We start from the raw sequence: 17,175 nt of genomic DNA on the forward strand, positions 1-17,175 counted from the left end.
AAAAACTTTTGGTTTGGGCGGTAGTTTGTTTTTTTATCCCCCCCCCGGGGTCGCCCCCCCCCCCCGCCCGCGCCTCCCGCCGCCCCCCCCCCCTCCCCCCGCTTCGGGGCCCATCGAAATTCCCCTCCACTCGCCTTCGGGCACCTCTCGGACAGACGGATTCCATGAGGCTGATGACCGCAGAAGAGGCTTCGAGAAGCTTCGCCGCCGTGTTGGACTCAGCGGAGCGCGGCGAGACGATCGTCGTCACCCGAGGCGGCCGCCGCATCGCCGTGATCGGGCCGGCGCCCTCGGGTAACGGCGCCGCACTGAACGACGTTCTCCGGCGGTTCGGGCCGGACGAGGACTTTCTGAGAGGACCGCGCGAGAAGTCGGCCCGCCCGACTTCTCGCGCTCACCCCGGCGTTCCTCGCCGGGCCGGTGGAGACACGCGCTCACGCGCCCCCGGCCTACCCCGCACGCCGCTACCGCATGGTGCGGTGCTGCACCAGGTTGGTCACCGACCGTTGGACACGACCGAAGGAACACCGCGATGGGTGAGCACGAGAAGCAGCCGCCGGACCCCGGGCAGGGAACGCCCCCGCCGAACAACAGCGACAGCAAGGTCGACGTTCCGCCGCCGGGCAACGGGAAGCACAAGAAGTGACGGCGGGCGGCGGCCTGGCCGGGCACCGGGCGCGCCTGCACGCCGAGATGGAGCGGGGCGGGGCGTGGCCGGCCGACTCGCCGTGGCTGCGCGAGGCCTTCGCCGCGCTGCCTCGCGATCGGTTCGCGCCGGACCGGCTGTGGCGGTGGGACGGTGGGGCCTACGTGCCGCTCGACCGCGCGGACGACCCGGACGGCTGGGCGGACGAGCTCTACTCCGGGGCCCACTCCGCGGCCGTCACCCAGCTCACCGGCGGCCTCCCGTCGTCGTCGCTGTCCGCGCCGTCCGTGGTGGCGGACATGCTGGACAGCCTTCGACTGGAACCCGGGCACCGGGTGTGGGACATCGGCACCGGCCAGGGCTGGACGGCGGCGCTGGCCTCCTGGCGGGCCGGGCCGGGTCTGGTGGTCACCACCGAGGTGGACGAGTCCCTGGCCGCGTCCGCCCGGGCCAGGTTCGTGGCCGCCGGGCTCACCGTCGAGGCGACGGCGGGGGACGGCACCGCCGGCGGGCCCCCCGGAGGCAGTCCGGTCGACCGCCTCCACGCCACCTACGCCGTCGAGACCGTCCCCTGGTCCTGGGTTGAGGCGGTGCGGCCCGGCGGGCGGATCGTCTACCCCTGGGGACGACTCGGCCACGTCGCCCTCACCGTCGCCGACGACGGACAGTCCGCCACCGGATGGGTCCAGGGCCTGGCCCAGTTCATGGGCGACCGGCACGGCCCGGCCCAGGCTGGTACCGGCACCGCCGCCTACGCCGCAGTGCGCGGTGACGCCGAACCCGAGACGGGTCGGGCCCTGGACCGCGACCCGGCCGACCTGGACGACTGGAACCTCCGGTTCGCGCTGCGCGTCGCCGTCCCGCACGCCGTGCTGCTCACCGCCCCGGACGCCGACGGCACCAACGCCTGGATCCACGACGGCCACCGCTCGTGGGCAGCCCTCGCCGCCCGGGGCAGTGGCGTGCCGCCGCTGCTCTCCCAGGGCGGGCCGCGCCGCATCGGCGACGAGGTGCTGGCCACCTGGACCCAGTGGGAGGAGCTCGGCCGCCCCGACCTGTACGACTACGGCATCACCGTCACCCCCGACGCCCAGTGGGCCTGGCAAGGCGACCCGGCCACCCGCCCGCGCTGGCCGATCGGCCAGCGCGGACCTGGCGCGGACCTCACGGCCGGCGCGGCATCCGCCCGCGCCCTGCTCAAGGACGAGGCGCCCGAGTGACCCGCCGCTGACTGACCGCCTACGCGAGAAGTCGGGTGGGCCGACTTCTCGCGCAGGCGGGGCCGGTGGCACCTCCCAAGTCAGGAGATCGAGAAGCCCATCCGGTTCACCACCGGGGTCATCGGCACGTACATCACCTGCGCGTAGCACTTGGTCGAGTGTGCCGTCGACCCGGACGGGCAGCCGACCTCCGACCGGGCGGCGACGATCACGCCGCGGGCCTCCATGTCCCCGCTCGGGCCGGACGGGTTCGCCAGTGCGGGGCCGCCGCTGTCCCCCTTCGCGGCGATCGCGCGGCGGTCGCCGCCCTTCGACTCCGCGACGTCCACCGGCTTGATCTTCGTGCCCTCGTCGTTCGTCGTCTCCACGTCGACCCTCTTGACCTGCACGTCGCACTTCCACCCCGACTGGGCGCCGCTCAGGCAGATCAGGTCCCCGACGTTGTTCCGCCCGGCCCCGTACGTGTGCCGGGAAGAGCCGCCCCGGTCCGACCAGGTGCCGTCGTAGAACCGGCCGCCGCCGCTCCCGTTGACGGCGATCATGCCGACGTCCAAGCCGTCGCCGACCGCGGACAGGTCGCCGATGTAGCTGCCGGTGCCGTTGTAGTACCGGCCGCCGCCGCAGTGCGCGGCGGTCAGCACCACCTTCGTCCCGCCCTTCCAGCCGCTGAACGCCGTCGAGCAGAACGACGCCTTTCCGGTGCTCACCTCGGCGCCCGCGTAGTACGGCGCGCTGTCGGAGTGCCGGCTGCCGGACAGCGCCACCGGTGTTCCCTCGACGCCGGCCGTCACCGGCATCCCGGCGATCTCGGCGGCCCGTGAGGAGTACGCCTGGACGGTTTCGTCACCGCCGGTCAGCTGCTTCGCCTTCGCCGGCACGTACGTGATCGCGATGGCGGTGCCGTCCTCCTGCGGGCCGATCGACGTCCACTCGTCGCGCGCCACGGCGGCGGTGAACCGGTCGATCGCGGCGCGCATCTCCGCGCGGGAGTACGGGCTCGGGTGGACGTCGACGGTGTAGCCGGGGACCGCGCTCGCGGCGCTCGCGGCGCCCGCGTCGATCAGCGACCGGACCTGGGCCGGAGCCTCGCCCTTCCAGTAGATGTCGGCGTGCTGGTTCGACGCGTCGATCACCGTCCCCGCGTAGCCGGCCGCCGCCGGATCCCCGGACTCCACCCAGTCCTGCACCGGGTCCGTCATGCGGTGGAGCAGCTGCTGGGCCTGCGGCTCGCGGAGCACCGGCAGGCTGACGGACAGGTACGGCTCGTCCCGGGTGACGTCGGCGGCGACCAGGCCGGAGCCGACCACGACGGTCAGGACCAAGGGCAGCGCGAGGCGGGAGCGGCGCACGGGCGGGTCCTTCCGGTGGACCGACGGGACGCTACTCAGCGTAGCGGTTGACGGACGGTCCGCTACGCCCGGACGGCCCGGACCGGTTCGGCAGTCGGTGCGCGCGCGGGGCGACGCGCCCCCGGGAGGGGCGGGGCGGCGTCCCGGAGGCGGGTGGGGCGCCTGCGCCCTCGGCCCGGTCCGGTGGCGGCCACACAGGAAGTCGGCCCTGTCGACTTCCTGTGCGGGCGGATAGCATCGGGCCCGTGAACCTCTACTGGCACGTCGTCCTGCCACCGCTCAGCGCCTGATCGGGCGCGCGCTCCGGTGGCTTGATCCCCCGCGACCCCGGCTCGGCCCGATGGCGGCCGCCGTGGGCTGACGGCGTGCGCCCGTTCTCGGAACCGGTTCCCCCGATGGTTTTCGACGACGGAAGTTCACGACTGTGCCGAATCGTTTGTCCTCGCCTGCCCGTCCCCTGCCCACGGCGCCGCGCCGTACCCGCCCGCGCGGCGGGGTGGCCCCGATCCTGAGCGCCGCCGTGCTCTGGGGAACCACCGGGACGGCCGCCTCGCTGGCGCCCGCCGGCGCCCCGGCGGCCGGGATCGGGGCCGCCGGGCTGGTGCTCGGAGGACTCCTGCTGTTCCTCACCGACCGCACCGCGCGCACGCTGCCCCGGCGCTGCGCGCCGCGCGAGCGGTGGCTGCTCGCGGCCGGCGCGGTCGCGGTGGCCGGCTATCCGCTGACCTTCTACCCGGCGGTCAGCCGTACGGGCGTGGCGGTGGCCACCGTGATCGCGCTCGGCAGCGCGCCGGTGTTCACCGGACTGCTCGGGTGGCTCACCCGGCAGGGCCGCCCGGACGGGCGGTGGGCCGGGGCCACGGCGCTCGCCGTGCTCGGCTGCGCGGTGCTCGTCCTGGGCCCCGAACTCGCCGGGGGCGGCACGGCGGTGGACCCGCTGGGGGTGCTGCCGGCCGCGCTCTCCGGGCTCTCGTACGCGGTGTACTCGCTGATCGGCGGGCGGCTGATCGCGGCCGGGCACCCCTCGGGCGGGGTGATGGGCGCGATGTTCGGCGGCGGGGCGCTGATCGTCCTGCCGGTGCTGCTCGCGGGTGACGTGCAGTGGCTCGCGTCGGTGCGCGGGGCGGGCGTGGTCCTGCACCTCGCGGTGGTCACCACCTTCCTCGCGTACTGGCTGTTCGGCCGCGGCCTGCGGCACACCACCGCCCAGACCGCCACCACGCTGACCCTCGCCGAGCCGGCCGTCGCGGCGGTCCTGGGCGTGGCGGCGCTGGGGGAGCGGCTGCCCGCCGTCTCCTGGTGCGGACTCGCCGTCCTGGCCGGGGGCCTGGCCTTCCTGGCACTCCCGGCGCGCCGGTAGGGCCGCCGCTGCACGGGAAGTCGGCCGGGCCGACTTCCCGCGCAGCGGGGTGGGGCGGCCAGAGGCGGCCGTCCGCGGCCCGGGCCAGGGAGCGCCCAGGGAGCCGAGGGCGATGTGCGAAGCCCCCCGGGCGGAGTCGGAACTCCGCCCGGGGGGCTGTCAGGCCGCTGGGACCAGCGCCGGGGGCCGTCAGGGCGCCGGGATCAGCACTCGATGACGTTCACGGCGAGGCCGCCGCGCGAGGTCTCCTTGTACTTGATCTTCATGTCGGCGCCGGTCTCCTTCATCGTCTTGATCGCCTTGTCCAGCGAGACGTGGTGGCGTCCGTCGCCGCGCAGGGCCATCCGGGCCGCGGTGACGGCCTTGACGGAGGCCATGCCGTTGCGCTCGATGCAGGGGATCTGGACCAGGCCGCCGACCGGGTCGCAGGTGAGGCCGAGGTTGTGCTCGATGCCGATCTCGGCGGCGTTCTCGACCTGCTCGGGGGTGCCGCCGAGGACCTCGGCGAGGCCGCCCGCGGCCATCGAGCAGGCGGAGCCGACCTCGCCCTGGCAGCCGACCTCGGCGCCGGAGATGGAGGCGTTCTCCTTGAAGAGCATGCCGATGGCGCCGGCCGCGAGCAGGAAGCGGACGATGCCGTCATCGTCGGCGCCCGGGATGAAGTTCAGGTAGTAGTGCAGGACGGCGGGGATGATCCCGGCGGCGCCGTTGGTCGGCGCGGTGACCACCCGGCGCCCGGAGGCGTTCTCCTCGTTGACGGCCATCGCGTAGAGGGTCACCCACTCCATCGCGTTGGCCGGCCCGATGCCCTCGGCGCGCAGCGCACGGGCGCCGGCGGCCGCCCGGCGGCGGACCTTCAGCCCGCCCGGCAGGATGCCCTCGCGGGACATGCCGGCCCGCACGCACTCCTGCATCACGGACCAGATCTCCAGCAGCCCGGTGCGGATCTCCTCCTCGCTGCGCCAGGCCTTCTCGTTCTCCAGCATCAGGCCGGAGATCGACAGCCCGGTCTCCCGGCTGAGCCGCAGCAGCTCGTCACCGGTGCGGAAGGGGTACTTCAGCACGGTGTCGTCGGGCTTGACCCGGTCCGCGCCGATCGCGTCCTCGTCCACCACGAAGCCGCCGCCGACGGAGTAGTAGGTCTTCTCCAGCAGGGTCGAGCCGTCGGCCGCGTACGCCCACAGGGTCATGCCGTTGGCGTGGTACGGCAGCGAGCGGCGGCGGTGCAGGATCAGCTGGGTGTCCGGGTCGAAGTCGACGGTGTGCTCGCCGAGCAGGCTGATCCGCTTCTCGGCGATGATCCGCTCGACGTCCTTGTCGGCCTGGTCGACGTCGACGGTGCGGGGCGAGGCGTCCTCCAGGCCCAGCAGGACGGCCTTCGGGGTGCCGTGGCCGTGGCCGGTGGCGCCGAGCGAGCCGTACAGCTCGGCGCGCACGCCCGTCACCCGGTCCAGCAGGCCTTCGGAGCGCAGTCGGCGGGCGAACATCCGGGCGGCGCGCATCGGGCCCACGGTGTGGGAGCTCGACGGGCCGATGCCGATGGAGAAGAGGTCGAAGACGCTGATGGCCACGGGGGACGTCCTTGTCTGGTCTCGTGGAAGGACTTGCGGGCAGGGAGGGGGCCGACACGGGACGGGGCACCGCGCGCACTGTCCAGTGTGCGCGGTGCCCCGGGGTCCCAGGTACGCCGGCGGGGTGAGGCCGGTCACCCCACCCGAACGATCACCGGAGTGATCAGAGGTTCGGGTACAGCGGGTACTTCTCGGCCAGGGCGGTGACCCGGGCCTTCAGCGCGGCGGCGACGGTCTCGTCGAAGGCGGGCTTGAGCGCCTCGGCGATGATGTCGGCGACCTCGCGGAAGTCCTCGGACTGGAAGCCGCGGGTGGCCAGGGCCGGGGTGCCGATGCGCAGGCCCGAGGTGACCATCGGCGGGCGCGGGTCGTTCGGGATCGCGTTGCGGTTGACGGTGATGCCGACCTCGTGCAGCCGGTCCTCGGCCTGCTGGCCGTCGAGCTGGCTGTTGCGCAGGTCGACCAGGACCAGGTGGACGTCGGTGCCGCCGGAGAGCACGCTGGCACCGGCCTCGGCCACGTCGGCCTGGAGCAGGCGCTCGGCGAGGATGCGGGCGCCGTCCAGGGTGCGCTGCTGGCGCTCCTTGAACTCCTCCGAGGCCGCGACCTTGAAGGCGACCGCCTTGCCGGCGATCACGTGCTCCAGCGGGCCGCCCTGCTGGCCGGGGAAGACCGCCGAGTTGATCTTCTTGGCGAACTCGGCCTTGGACAGGATGACGCCGCCGCGCGGGCCGCCCAGGGTCTTGTGGGTGGTGGTGGTGACCACGTCCGCGTAGGGCACCGGGTTCGGGTGCAGCCCGGCGGCCACCAGGCCGGCGAAGTGCGCCATGTCCACCATGAGCAGCGCGCCGACCTCGTCGGCGATCCGGCGGAACGCGGCGAAGTCGAGCTGGCGCGGGTAGGCCGACCAGCCGGCGATGATCAGCTTCGGCTGGTGCTCCTTGGCGAGGCGCTCGACCTCGGCCATGTCGACCTGGCCGGTCTTCTCGTCCACGTGGTAGGCGGCCACGTTGTAGAGCTTGCCGGAGAAGTTGATCTTCATGCCGTGGGTCAGGTGACCGCCGTGGGCCAGGCTCAGGCCCAGGATGGTGTCACCCGGCTGGATCAGCGCGAACATCGCGGCGGCGTTGGCCTGCGCGCCGGAGTGCGGCTGGACGTTGGCGTGCTCGGCGCCGAACAGCGCCTTGATGCGGTCGATCGCGATCTGCTCGACCACGTCGACGTGCTCGCAGCCGCCGTAGTAGCGACGGCCGGGGTAGCCCTCCGCGTACTTGTTGGTCAGCACCGAGCCCTGGGCCTCCATGACCGCCACCGGGGCGAAGTTCTCGGAGGCGATCATCTCCAGGGTGGTCTGCTGGCGGTGCAGCTCGGCGTCGACCGCGGCGGCGATCTCCGGGTCGAGGGCGTGCAGGGACTGGTTGAGAACCGTCATGGTGTGGTCTTCCCGGGAGGAGGAGGGAAAGGGGCCGGGGCGGACGGGCCGCGGTGCCGCGGCCCGTCCTGTCGGGGCTCAGCCCTGGGGGTTGATGAGCGCGTCGTACTCGGCGGCGCTGAGCAGCTCGTCGGTGGCCTCGACGCGCACCTTGAACAGCCAGCCGCCCTCGAACGGGGCGCTGTTGACCAGGGCGTTGTCGTCCAGGACGTCCTGGTTGATCTCGACGACCTCGCCGGTCACCGGGGAGAACAGGTCGCTGACCGACTTGGTGGACTCCAGCTCGCCACAGGTCTCGCCGGCGGTCACGGTGTCGCCGACCTCGGGCAGCTGCACGTAGACGATGTCACCGAGCGCGGTGGCGGCGTGCTCCGTGATGCCGACCGTGGACACGCCGTCCTCGGCGGCCGTCAGCCACTCGTGCTCCTTGGTGTACTGCAGGTGCTGGGGGTTGCTCATGGCGTCATTCTCCAGGATGGGAAGCGGGTACGACGAAGCGGGCCGCCGCGCGGACGGCCGCGACGTGCGTGAACGGGAAAACCGGGGCCTCGGCGGAGGGTCAGCGGGCGCGCTTGTAGAACGGCAGCGCCACGACCTGGACGGGCTCGTGCTTGCCGCGCACGTCCACCGCGACGGTGGTGCCGGGGGCGGCGTGGGCGGCGTCGACGTAGGCCATCGCGATCGGCTTGCCCAGGGTCGGGGACGGCGCGCCGGAGGTGATCCGGCCGATCGGCTCGCCCTCGGTGGAGACCACGGTGTACTCGGCGCGCGGCACCCGCTTGCCCTCGGAGACCAGGCCGACCAGCACCTTCGGCGGGTTGGTCTCGGCCGCGGCGGCGGCCTGCTCCAGGGCCTTGCGGCCGATGAAGGCGCCCTCGTTGGTGGTCTTGTCGAAGCGGACGACCCGGCCCAGGCCGGCGTCGAACGGGGTGAGGTCGGTGGACAGCTCGTGCCCGTACAGCGGCATGCCGGCCTCCAGGCGCAGCGTGTCGCGGCAGGACAGGCCGCACGGGATCAGGCCGCGGCCCTCGCCCGCGGTGGTCAGCGCCTGCCAGATCGCCTCGGCGTCGGCCGGGCGGCAGAAGATCTCGAAGCCGTCCTCGCCGGTGTAGCCGGTGCGGGCGAGCAGCACGTCGCGGTCGGCCACCCGGGCCGGGAGGATCGCGTAGTACTTCAGGCCGGGCAGGTCGGCGTCGGTGGTCTCGGCCAGGATGCCGGTGGCCTCCGGGCCCTGGACGGCGATCAGCGCGTAGGTGTCGCGGTCGTCGGTGACGACGGCGTCGAAGCCCTTGGCGCGGGCGATCAGCTCGTCGAGGACCAGCTGGGCGTTGGAGGCGTTGGCGACGACCAGGAAGGCGTCCTCGCGCAGGCGGTAGACGATCAGGTCGTCCAGGATGCCGCCGTCCTCGGCGCAGATCATGGTGTAGCGGGCACGCAGCACGCCCAGCGCGGAGACGAAGCCGACCAGCGCGTGGTCCAGCATCTCGCCCGCCTGCGGGCCGGTGACGGTGATCTCGCCCATGTGCGAGAGGTCGAACAGACCGGCCTTGGTGCGGACCGCGAGGTGCTCCTCGCGCTCGCTGCCGTAGCGCAGCGGCATGTCCCAGCCGGCGAAGTCGGTCATGGTCGCGCCGAGGGCGCGGTGCAGCGCGTCGAGCGCGGTCAGGCGGAGGGACGACATGGCCAGGAACTCCTCGGTCGGGGCACTCAGGGGTGCACGCGCCGGACCGGACCCGCTCGGGGGCCGACCCTGCGCGCGGGCATGCGGCGGCGTGGGTCTCCCCATCTGTCGTCGAACCTGAGAGCTTCACCGCCCACCGCCCGCAGCTGTTTCCAGCTTGGGGGACAGCATGACGGCTTGCACCGTGGGTGGGCGCACGACAGGGCCGGGCGCCGCTTTCCAGATGTGCCTAACCCGTGCGGTAGGGGTGCCTGAGAGATTCCGGGGAGGACTTGCTCCTTCGGCGCCGGCTGTGCCTGAACGGCACTCCGGGCTCTCCCGCGCGGGTTCGAGCGGCCGGTATGGAGTTGTGGGGGCCCGCGGCGCATGCCGTCGGACGCGCACATCATGGCACGTCCGGGACGGCGAGGGGAGGGGGGACCCGGTCACACCGCGCGCCGCCCGGGCACGGGCCCCGGGCGGCACCCGAACACGAGCCCTAAAGAGGAGGCCCCGGGGGCCCTAGACTGCTGCGCGTCGGCGCAGCAGAGGGCGGCCGACCGGCAGAGGGCGGAATCGGCGGCGCATGGGGTACCCGGTGGAGCAGCAGCAGGGGTGGGGCGGACCGGAGGAGGCGCCGGCGGGCGGTTCCTGGCCGGCCAACGAACTGGAGCAGGTGCTGACCGCGGCCCTGGGCGACCCGGGGGCCACCCCGCGGGTGATGGAGGTGCTGGCGCGCAGCCAGGTGTGGGTGCCGCTGCCGGCCGGGGCCGACCCGCAGGGGCAGTCGCTGGACCTGCCGACCGTCGAGCTCGGCGGTGACCCGTACGTGCCGGTGTTCTCCTCGCAGGAGGTGTTCCTCCGGCAGGCGCCGGGGATGGCCTTCGCGATCGCGCCGGTGTGGGAGTTCGCCCGCGGGCTGCCGCTGGGCGTGGGCATCGCGGTGAACCCGGAGGCGGCCGTGGGCCTCCCGGTGCCGCCGCAGGGGGTCGCCGAGCTGCGCCGCGGTCCGCGCGAGGACCGCTGGGCGACCGCTGACGACGCCGCGGTGCCGACCGGCGGCCGGGTGGCGCTGCGCGAGCCGGTGCCGGGCGAGGACCCGGAGCACTTCCTGGCCGCCTGTCGAGCCGAACTGTCCGCGCTGCCGGGGGTGCTGACCGCCCGCAGGGCGCTGGCCAGCATCGAGGGCGAGCCGACCGTGATGTTCGTGGGCGTCCAGTTGGACCCGGCGGCGCCGGCCGACCCGGCCGCGGTGAACGACGCGCTCGGACGAGCGCTGGGAACCGCGCCGCTGCCCGGCGGCGTCCACCTCGTACTGCTCGACCTCGCCGACGACCCGGTGGTCGAGTGGCTGCTCACCCGGGTACTTCCGTTCTATTCGCGGGTCTGAGCGGGGTTCGTATCAAAGGCACGTCGCCGTGGCGGTGGCCGGTGCCGCGCCCATAGGGTGCGTGCAGACGGCCGACGGGCTCGGCGGGTTGAGGGAAAGAGGCGCGGCGAGGTGGGCGCATGAGTGCGGGAACGGGAGCGGGCGGTGTGCCGGGGCCCTGGGGCCAGGCACCGGCCGGGCGCCCGGGAGCTGATCCCGGCGCGTTGGAGCGCGCCCTGCGCGACGTCGCGCCGGAGCGCTACGACGCGTACGAGCGGCTGCTGCACGCGCTGGCGGACGGCCAGGTCTGGATGCTGCTGTGGCACGGCACGCCGGGCAGCCCGGACGCCCAGTACGGGAACATGGAGATCAGCGGCCACGGCTACGCGCCGGCCGTCACCTCGCCCGAGCAGCTGACCTCCTCCGGCTGGGCGCGGGCCCACGAGGTCATCTCGGGCCGGGAGATCGCGGCCTCGCTCTACCGCACCCGCTGGGGCCTGTGGCTCAACCCGCACGCGCCCGGTGGCGGCGTCGGCGTGCCCTGGGCGGACCTGCGGCGGGTCGCCGCGGGCCTGGACCGGCTGCCGGCCGGGCCGTTGAAGCTGAGCGAGCCGCAGCTGAACGCCCAGCCGTTCTTCGCGCTGCTGGAGCGGCAGGCCTCCGAGGTGCGCGCGGTCCGGGCGCTGCGCCGGGCCTGGGTGCAGCCCGCGGTGGGGGAGCCGTACCTGGCCATCGGTCTTGACCTGTACGAGAGTTCGCCGCCGGCGGTGGAGGCGGTGCGGGCGCTGATGCAGCGCGCGATCGCGGTGGCCCCGGAGGGGCTCGCGGTGTCCACGGTGGCGATGTCGGACGAGTACGACCCGGTGGCGCTGTGGATGCGCGCCAACGCGCGGCCGTTCTTCGACCGGGAGGCGGGCCGCCCGCCGACCGGTCCGTACCCGCCGGTGCCCCCGCCGCCGTACCCGGGGCAGTCGATGCCGGGCTACGGGTACGGCACCCAGCCGCCGGCGCAGGGCTGGCAGCAGCAGCCGCAGCGGCCGTGGCCTGGCTACCCCGGGCGCTGATTCCCAAAACCCATTCTCCGAAGCCGACTTGATTGTCCATCAAGTCGGCTTCGATGCTTTCCGGACGAATTTCCGGATGTGTCACCCGGCCATCTTGACATGGCGGCTACAGGCATGTGAAGAGGTATATGCCGAAGATCCGGGAGGTGCATGCACGCAGATCACAGTTGGGCATCTGTCGGTTGGCAGGGCTGGCGCAAGCCAGTTCGGATGGCAGAGAGTTCTGCGCAACGCACCGCGCGTGCTTGAACCCCACAAAGGTGAGCGCGCACGCCGACAGCCCGCCCACGCGACGCCCATCCCGCGTGGTGGCAGTGCCCCGTGCACGACGCACTGCCGTCAACACCCGCTCCTCCTAAGCACCTCCGCACGTCCGCAGCCGCACCGCCGAAGCCGGCGACCGGCACCCGTGGGCCGGCCACCGTCGGCGAGGGGACCAACTGACCATGACCGCATCCGTGACCACCGCCGGGAACGAGCCGGAGGCACCCGCCGCCGCGAGCCCGGCCAAGAAGATCGAGGGCCGTTCCCTCGGCCAGATCGCCTGGACCCGCTTCAAGCGGGACAAGGCCGCCGTCGCCGGCGGCGTCGTGGTGATCCTGCTGATCCTGCTCGCCGTGCTGGCCAAGCCGATCGAGTCGATGTTCGGGCTCGACCCGGACGCCCTCAACCAGGACCTGCTGGACGCCGACCTCGGCGGTCTGCCCTTCGGCGACTGGGGCGGCATGAGCTGGGACCACCCGCTCGGCGTCGACCCCCTCCAGGGCCGTGACCTGCTCACCCGCGTCATCGAGGGCTCCTGGGTCTCCCTGCTGGTCGCCTTCGGCGCGACCCTGCTGTCCAACACCATCGGCACCGTGCTCGGCATCATGGCCGGCTACTACGGCGGCTGGGTGGACACCCTGATCAGCCGGGTGATGGACGTCTTCCTGGCGTTCCCGCTGCTGCTCTTCGCCATCGCGATCTCGACCTCGCTCCAGGGCGGCGCGTTCGGCCTGCACGGCCTGCCGCTGCACATGCTGGTGCTGATCTTCGTGATCGGCTTCTTCAACTGGCCCTACATGGGCCGGATCGTGCGAGGCCAGACGCTCTCGCTGCGCGAGCGGGAGTTCGTCCACGCCGCCCGCAGCCTGGGCGCGCGCGGCCCGTTCATCCTGTTCAAGGAGCTGCTGCCCAACCTGGTCGGTCCGATCCTCGTCTACTCGACCCTGCTGATCCCGACCAACATCCTCTTCGAGGCCGGGCTGAGCTTCCTCGGCGTCGGCATCCAGCCCCCGCAGGCCTCCTGGGGCGGAATGCTCCAGGACGCGATCCGGTACTACCAGGTCGACCCCCAGTACATGGTGGTCCCCGGCCTGGCGATCTTCATCACCGTGCTCGCCTTCAACCTGCTCGGCGACGGGCTGCGCGACGCCCTCGATCCCAAGAGCAACTGACACCGCCACTCTGACCATGCGTCATTCGACGGTGCGTCAGGACCCTCTCCACCGCCTCCACATCCTCAAGGGGTTGATCTCACCCATGCGTAGGTCCCGTACCGTCGCCCTGACCGCGGCGGCCGCCGCCGCGGTCCTGGTCGTGACCGGTTGCACCAGTTCGTCGAAGAGCGGAGGGTCCTCGGCCTCCGGTTCCGCCGAGGGCGGCTCCGGTGCCAACGCGGCCACCAAGGGCATCGTCAACGCCTCGGACAAGAAGGGCGGGACGGTGACCTACGAGATGAAGGGCACCCCCGACTCGCTCGACCCGGGCAACACGTACTACGCGTACATCTACAACTTCTCGCGCCTGTACGGCCGTCCGCTGACCACCTTCAACCCGGCGCCGGGCGAGGAGGGCAACAAGCTCGTCCCCGACCTCGCCGAGTCGATGGGCCAGCAGAGCGCGGACGGCCTGACCTGGACGTACAAGCTGCGCAAGGGCCTGAAGTACGACGACGGCACCCCGATCAGCTCGAAGGACGTCAAGTACGCCATCGAGCGCTCGAACTACGCGCTGGACGTGAACTCCAACGGCCCGGTCTACTTCCACGACCTGCTGGTGGACAACGCCACGCCGTACGCGGGGCCGTACAAGGACAAGGAGGGCGGCCTCAACTCGATCGAGACACCCGACGACACCACGATCGTCTTCCACCTCCAGCACCCCTTCGCCGACTTCGACTACCTGGTCAGCGCCCCGGAGACCGTGCCCGTCCCGCAGGCCAAGGACACCGGTGCGGAGTACGTGAAGAAGATCGCGTCCTCGGGCTCCTACAAGTTCGAGTCCTACGAGGACGGCAAGCAGGCCGTCCTGGTGCCGAACACCAACTGGGACAAGAGCACCGACCCGATCCGCAAGCAGCTCGCGGACAAGATCGTGCTCAAGTTCAACATCGACCAGGCCACCATCGACAAGGACCTGCTGGCCGGCAACGCCCAGGTCGACCTGGTGGGCGGCGGCGTCGACCCGCAGACCCAGGCGCAGATCCTGCAGAACCCGAAGCTGAAGGCCAGCACCGACAACGCCTACGGCGGCCGTCTGGTGTACATGGCGATCAACTCCAAGCTCGCGCCGTTCGACAACGTCGAGTGCCGCAAGGCCGTCCAGTACGCGATCGACAAGGTCTCGGTGCAGACCGCGCTCGGCGGCCCGATCCGCGGCCAGATCGCCAACACGGTCCTCCCGCCGGACATCGCGGGCCACCAGGACTTCAACCTGTACGAGACCAAGGACAACAAGGGCGACGAGGCCAAGGCCAAGGAAGCCCTGAAGGCCTGCGGCAAGGAGGGCGGCATCAACACCGTCCTGTCGGCCCGCACCGAGCGCGCCACCGAGGTCGCCGCGGCCACCTCGATCCAGGCCGCGCTGAAGAAGGTCGGCATCAACGCCGAGATCCAGCAGTACCCGCAGGGCAAGTACCTGCAGGACGCCGCCGGTTCCCCGCAGTTCGCGGCCGAGCACAACATCGGCCTGATGATGATGCAGTGGGGCGCCGACTGGCCGACCGGCTACGGCTTCCTCCAGCAGATCGTCGACGGCCGCACCATCAAGCCGTCCGGCAACAACAACCTGGCCCAGCTGAACGACCCCGGTGTCAACAAGCTGATCGACGACGCCGCGATCAACCCCGACAAGGGCGCCCGCGAGAAGATCTACGGCGACGTCGACAAGAAGGTCATGGAGCAGGCGGTCTACGTCCCGCTGACCTACTTCAAGGTCTTCCTGTACCGCCCGGACAACGCCACCAACCTGGTCTCCACCTCGGCGTTCTCGGGTGAGTACGACTACCTGAACATCGGCTCCACCAAGTAAGAGCCTGGCTCCGCATCCCTGAAGGCAGGTGAAGGCAGCGGCGCCCGCCGCCGTCCGGAAGATCCCGGACGGCGGCGGGCCGCCGGAGCCGCCCAACTGTGTTTGCCTACATCATCCGCAGGATCATCGCGGCGGCGATTTTGCTGCTGGTCGTCAGCGTGGTCACCTTCGCGATCTTCTTCCTGCTCCCGCGACTCGCCGGAGAGACGGCCGACCAACTGGCCGCCCAGTACATCGGGAAGAACCCGTCGCCCGAGGCGATCGCCGCGGTCAAGAAGAACCTCGGCTTCGACCAGCCGCTGTACACCCAGTACTGGCAATTCCTCAAGGGGCTGGTCAGCGGCGCCGAGTACACGTTCGGCCCGGAACCGGCCACCTGTCACGTGCCCTGCTTCGGCTACTCCTTCAAGAACCACCTGGAGGTCTGGCCCGAGCTGACCAAGCGGATCCCGGTCACCATCTCGCTCGCCGCCGGTGCGGCGGTGCTCTGGCTGGTCTCCGGCGTCGCCACCGGCGTCGTCTCCGCCCTCAAGCCGCGCTCGATCTTCGACCGGCTCTCCATGGGCGTCGCGCTCGCCGGCGTCTCGCTGCCGGTCTTCTTCACCGGCGCGCTGTTGCTCACGCTGTTCAGCTACGAGTGGCCGATCCTGGACAACCTGCACTACGTCGACTTCACCGAGGACCCGCTGATGTGGGCCCGCAACCTGATCCTGCCCTGGATCTCGCTGGCCTTCCTCTACTCCGCGCTCTACGCCCGGCTCACCCGCGCCGGAATGCTGGAGACCATGAGCGAGGACTACATCCGCACCGCCCGGGCCAAGGGCCTGGTCGAGAGCAAGGTCGTCGCCCGGCACGGGCTGCGCGCCGCGCTCACCCCGATCGTCACCATCTTCGGCATGGACCTCGGGCTGCTGCTCGGCGGCGCGCTGATCACCGAGCAGGTCTTCTCGCTCCAGGGCGTCGGCCAGTTCGCCGTCCAGGCGATCTCCGACAACGACCTGCCCAAGATCCTCGGCGTCACCCTGCTCGCCGCCTTCTTCATCGTCGCCTGCAACCTCGTGGTCGACCTCCTGTACGCCCTCGTCGACCCCCGGGTGAGGCTCTCGTGACCGACCTCCAGAAGACCCCGGCGGACGCCGCGCAGACCCCGTCGGACGCCGCGCAGCCGCCGTCGGGCGACCCGTTCCTGTCGGTGCGCGACCTGCGGATCCACTTCGACACCGACGACGGCCTGGTCCGCTCGGTGGACGGGGTCAGCTTCGACCTCCACAAGGGGCGCACCCTCGGCATCGTCGGCGAGTCCGGCTCGGGCAAGTCCGTCACCTCGCTGGGCATCATGGGACTGCACCGCTCCAAGCGGGCCCGGATCAGCGGCGAGATCCGGCTCGGCGGCGAGGACCTGATCGCGGCCGGCCCGGACCGGGTGCGCCAACTGCGCGGCCGGGAGATGGCGATGATCTTCCAGGACCCGCTGACCGCGATGCACCCCTACTACACGGTGGGGCAGCAGATCGTCGAGGCGTACCGGGTGCACCACCCCCAGGCCTCCAAGAAGCAGGCCAGGGCCCGCGCGGTCGAGATGCTCGACCGGGTCGGCATCCCGCAGCCCGACCGCCGGGTGGACGACTACCCGCACCAGTTCTCCGGCGGCATGCGCCAGCGCGCCATGATCGCCATGGCGCTGGTCAACGACCCCTCGCTGCTGATCGCCGACGAGCCCACCACCGCCCTGGACGTCACCGTCCAGGCGCAGATCCTGGACCTCATCCGCGACCTCCAGGAGGAGTTCGGCTCCGCCGTCATCATCATCACCCACGACCTCGGGGTGGTCGCCGAGCTGGCCGACGACATCCTGGTCATGTACGGCGGCAAGTGCGTCGAGCGCGGCCCGGCCGAAACCCTCTTCGACTCGCCCGAACACCCCTACACCTGGGGGCTGTTGGGCTCGATGCCGCGACTGGACCGGGAACTCCAGGACCGGCTGGTGCCGGTCAAGGGCACCCCGCCCAGCCTGATCAACGTGCCGTCCGGCTGCGCCTTCCACCCGCGCTGCCCGTACGCCGACCTGACCGGCGGGCGCTCCACGGGCGAGGTCCCGGTGCTGGCCGAGGCCGCGCCCGGACACTTCGCGGCCTGCCACCTGGCGGCCGGCGAACGGCACCGCATCTTCGCCGAAGAGATCGCGCCCCGGCTGTGAGCCCGGACTCGTACCA

13 protein-coding genes and 1 riboswitch are annotated in these 17,175 nt (G+C 72.0%); of the genes, 8 read left to right on the top strand and 5 right to left on the bottom strand.

Annotated elements, in window-relative coordinates:
• Positions 1 to 642 precede the first annotated feature (642 nt).
• On the top strand, positions 643 to 1,866 hold the full coding sequence (locus ACFWP2_RS35320) for a protein-L-isoaspartate O-methyltransferase (RefSeq protein WP_380459377.1): 1,224 nt from the start codon (positions 643 to 645) through the stop codon (positions 1,864 to 1,866).
• Between the two features lie 80 nt (positions 1,867 to 1,946).
• Here ACFWP2_RS35320 and ACFWP2_RS35325 read toward each other — a convergent pair whose 3' ends face one another.
• Positions 1,947 to 3,215, bottom strand: coding sequence for a hypothetical protein (locus ACFWP2_RS35325; protein WP_380459379.1), 1,269 nt, complete (start codon positions 3,213 to 3,215; stop codon positions 1,947 to 1,949).
• Between the two features lie 496 nt (positions 3,216 to 3,711).
• Here ACFWP2_RS35325 and ACFWP2_RS35330 point away from each other — a divergent pair, with 496 nt between their 5' ends.
• Entirely contained in the window at positions 3,712 to 4,575 is an 864-nt protein-coding gene (locus ACFWP2_RS35330) for a DMT family transporter (protein ID WP_380459382.1), read from the top strand.
• A 203-nt stretch (positions 4,576 to 4,778) separates the two neighbouring features.
• Here the strand turns inward: ACFWP2_RS35330 and ACFWP2_RS35335 are convergent, their stop codons facing one another.
• From ACFWP2_RS35335 to gcvT, 4 genes are all read right to left on the bottom strand, one after another.
• Entirely contained in the window at positions 4,779 to 6,146 is a 1,368-nt protein-coding gene (locus ACFWP2_RS35335) for an L-serine ammonia-lyase (protein ID WP_380459384.1), read from the bottom strand.
• A 163-nt stretch (positions 6,147 to 6,309) separates the two neighbouring features.
• Positions 6,310 to 7,578, bottom strand: a complete 1,269-nt coding sequence (gene glyA / locus ACFWP2_RS35340; RefSeq protein ID WP_380459387.1) for a serine hydroxymethyltransferase — start codon at positions 7,576 to 7,578, stop codon at positions 6,310 to 6,312.
• 78 nt (positions 7,579 to 7,656) lie between these two features.
• Entirely contained in the window at positions 7,657 to 8,037 is a 381-nt protein-coding gene (gene gcvH, locus ACFWP2_RS35345; protein WP_380459389.1) for a glycine cleavage system protein GcvH, read from the bottom strand.
• Positions 8,038 to 8,137: 100 nt separating this feature from the next.
• Complete coding sequence (gene gcvT / locus ACFWP2_RS35350) at positions 8,138 to 9,259, bottom strand: glycine cleavage system aminomethyltransferase GcvT (RefSeq protein ID WP_380459392.1); 1,122 nt, start codon at positions 9,257 to 9,259, stop codon at positions 8,138 to 8,140.
• A gap of 229 nt (positions 9,260 to 9,488) precedes the next feature.
• Positions 9,489 to 9,590: riboswitch (glycine riboswitch) on the bottom strand.
• Between the two features lie 234 nt (positions 9,591 to 9,824).
• Between gcvT and ACFWP2_RS35355 the strand changes: the two genes are divergently transcribed.
• The 6 genes from ACFWP2_RS35355 (at position 9,825) to ACFWP2_RS35380 (ending at position 17,159) form a co-directional block, all read left to right on the top strand.
• Positions 9,825 to 10,628 carry an enhanced serine sensitivity protein SseB C-terminal domain-containing protein gene (locus ACFWP2_RS35355; RefSeq protein ID WP_380459396.1) on the top strand — a complete coding sequence of 268 codons (804 nt, stop codon included), beginning with the start codon at positions 9,825 to 9,827 and terminating at the stop codon, positions 10,626 to 10,628.
• A 119-nt stretch (positions 10,629 to 10,747) separates the two neighbouring features.
• Positions 10,748 to 11,671 carry an enhanced serine sensitivity protein SseB C-terminal domain-containing protein gene (locus tag ACFWP2_RS35360; protein ID WP_380459398.1) on the top strand — a complete coding sequence of 308 codons (924 nt, stop codon included), beginning with the start codon at positions 10,748 to 10,750 and terminating at the stop codon, positions 11,669 to 11,671.
• A 446-nt stretch (positions 11,672 to 12,117) separates the two neighbouring features.
• Positions 12,118 to 13,107: an ABC transporter permease gene (locus ACFWP2_RS35365; protein ID WP_380459401.1), complete on the top strand. Its 990-nt coding sequence runs from the start codon at positions 12,118 to 12,120 to the stop codon at positions 13,105 to 13,107.
• A gap of 85 nt (positions 13,108 to 13,192) precedes the next feature.
• Positions 13,193 to 14,962, top strand: coding sequence for an ABC transporter substrate-binding protein (locus ACFWP2_RS35370; protein WP_380459404.1), 1,770 nt, complete (start codon positions 13,193 to 13,195; stop codon positions 14,960 to 14,962).
• A 98-nt stretch (positions 14,963 to 15,060) separates the two neighbouring features.
• Positions 15,061 to 16,071, top strand: a complete 1,011-nt coding sequence (locus ACFWP2_RS35375; RefSeq protein ID WP_380459407.1) for an ABC transporter permease — start codon at positions 15,061 to 15,063, stop codon at positions 16,069 to 16,071.
• Complete coding sequence (locus ACFWP2_RS35380) at positions 16,068 to 17,159, top strand: ABC transporter ATP-binding protein (protein ID WP_380459410.1); 1,092 nt, start codon at positions 16,068 to 16,070, stop codon at positions 17,157 to 17,159. Before ACFWP2_RS35375 ends, ACFWP2_RS35380 begins: the two co-directional genes overlap by 4 nt.
• The last annotated feature ends 16 nt before the right edge of the window (positions 17,160 to 17,175 follow it).

This window comes from Kitasatospora sp. NPDC058444, from assembly GCF_042721415.1.
Lineage (GTDB): Bacteria > Actinomycetota > Actinomycetes > Streptomycetales > Streptomycetaceae > Kitasatospora.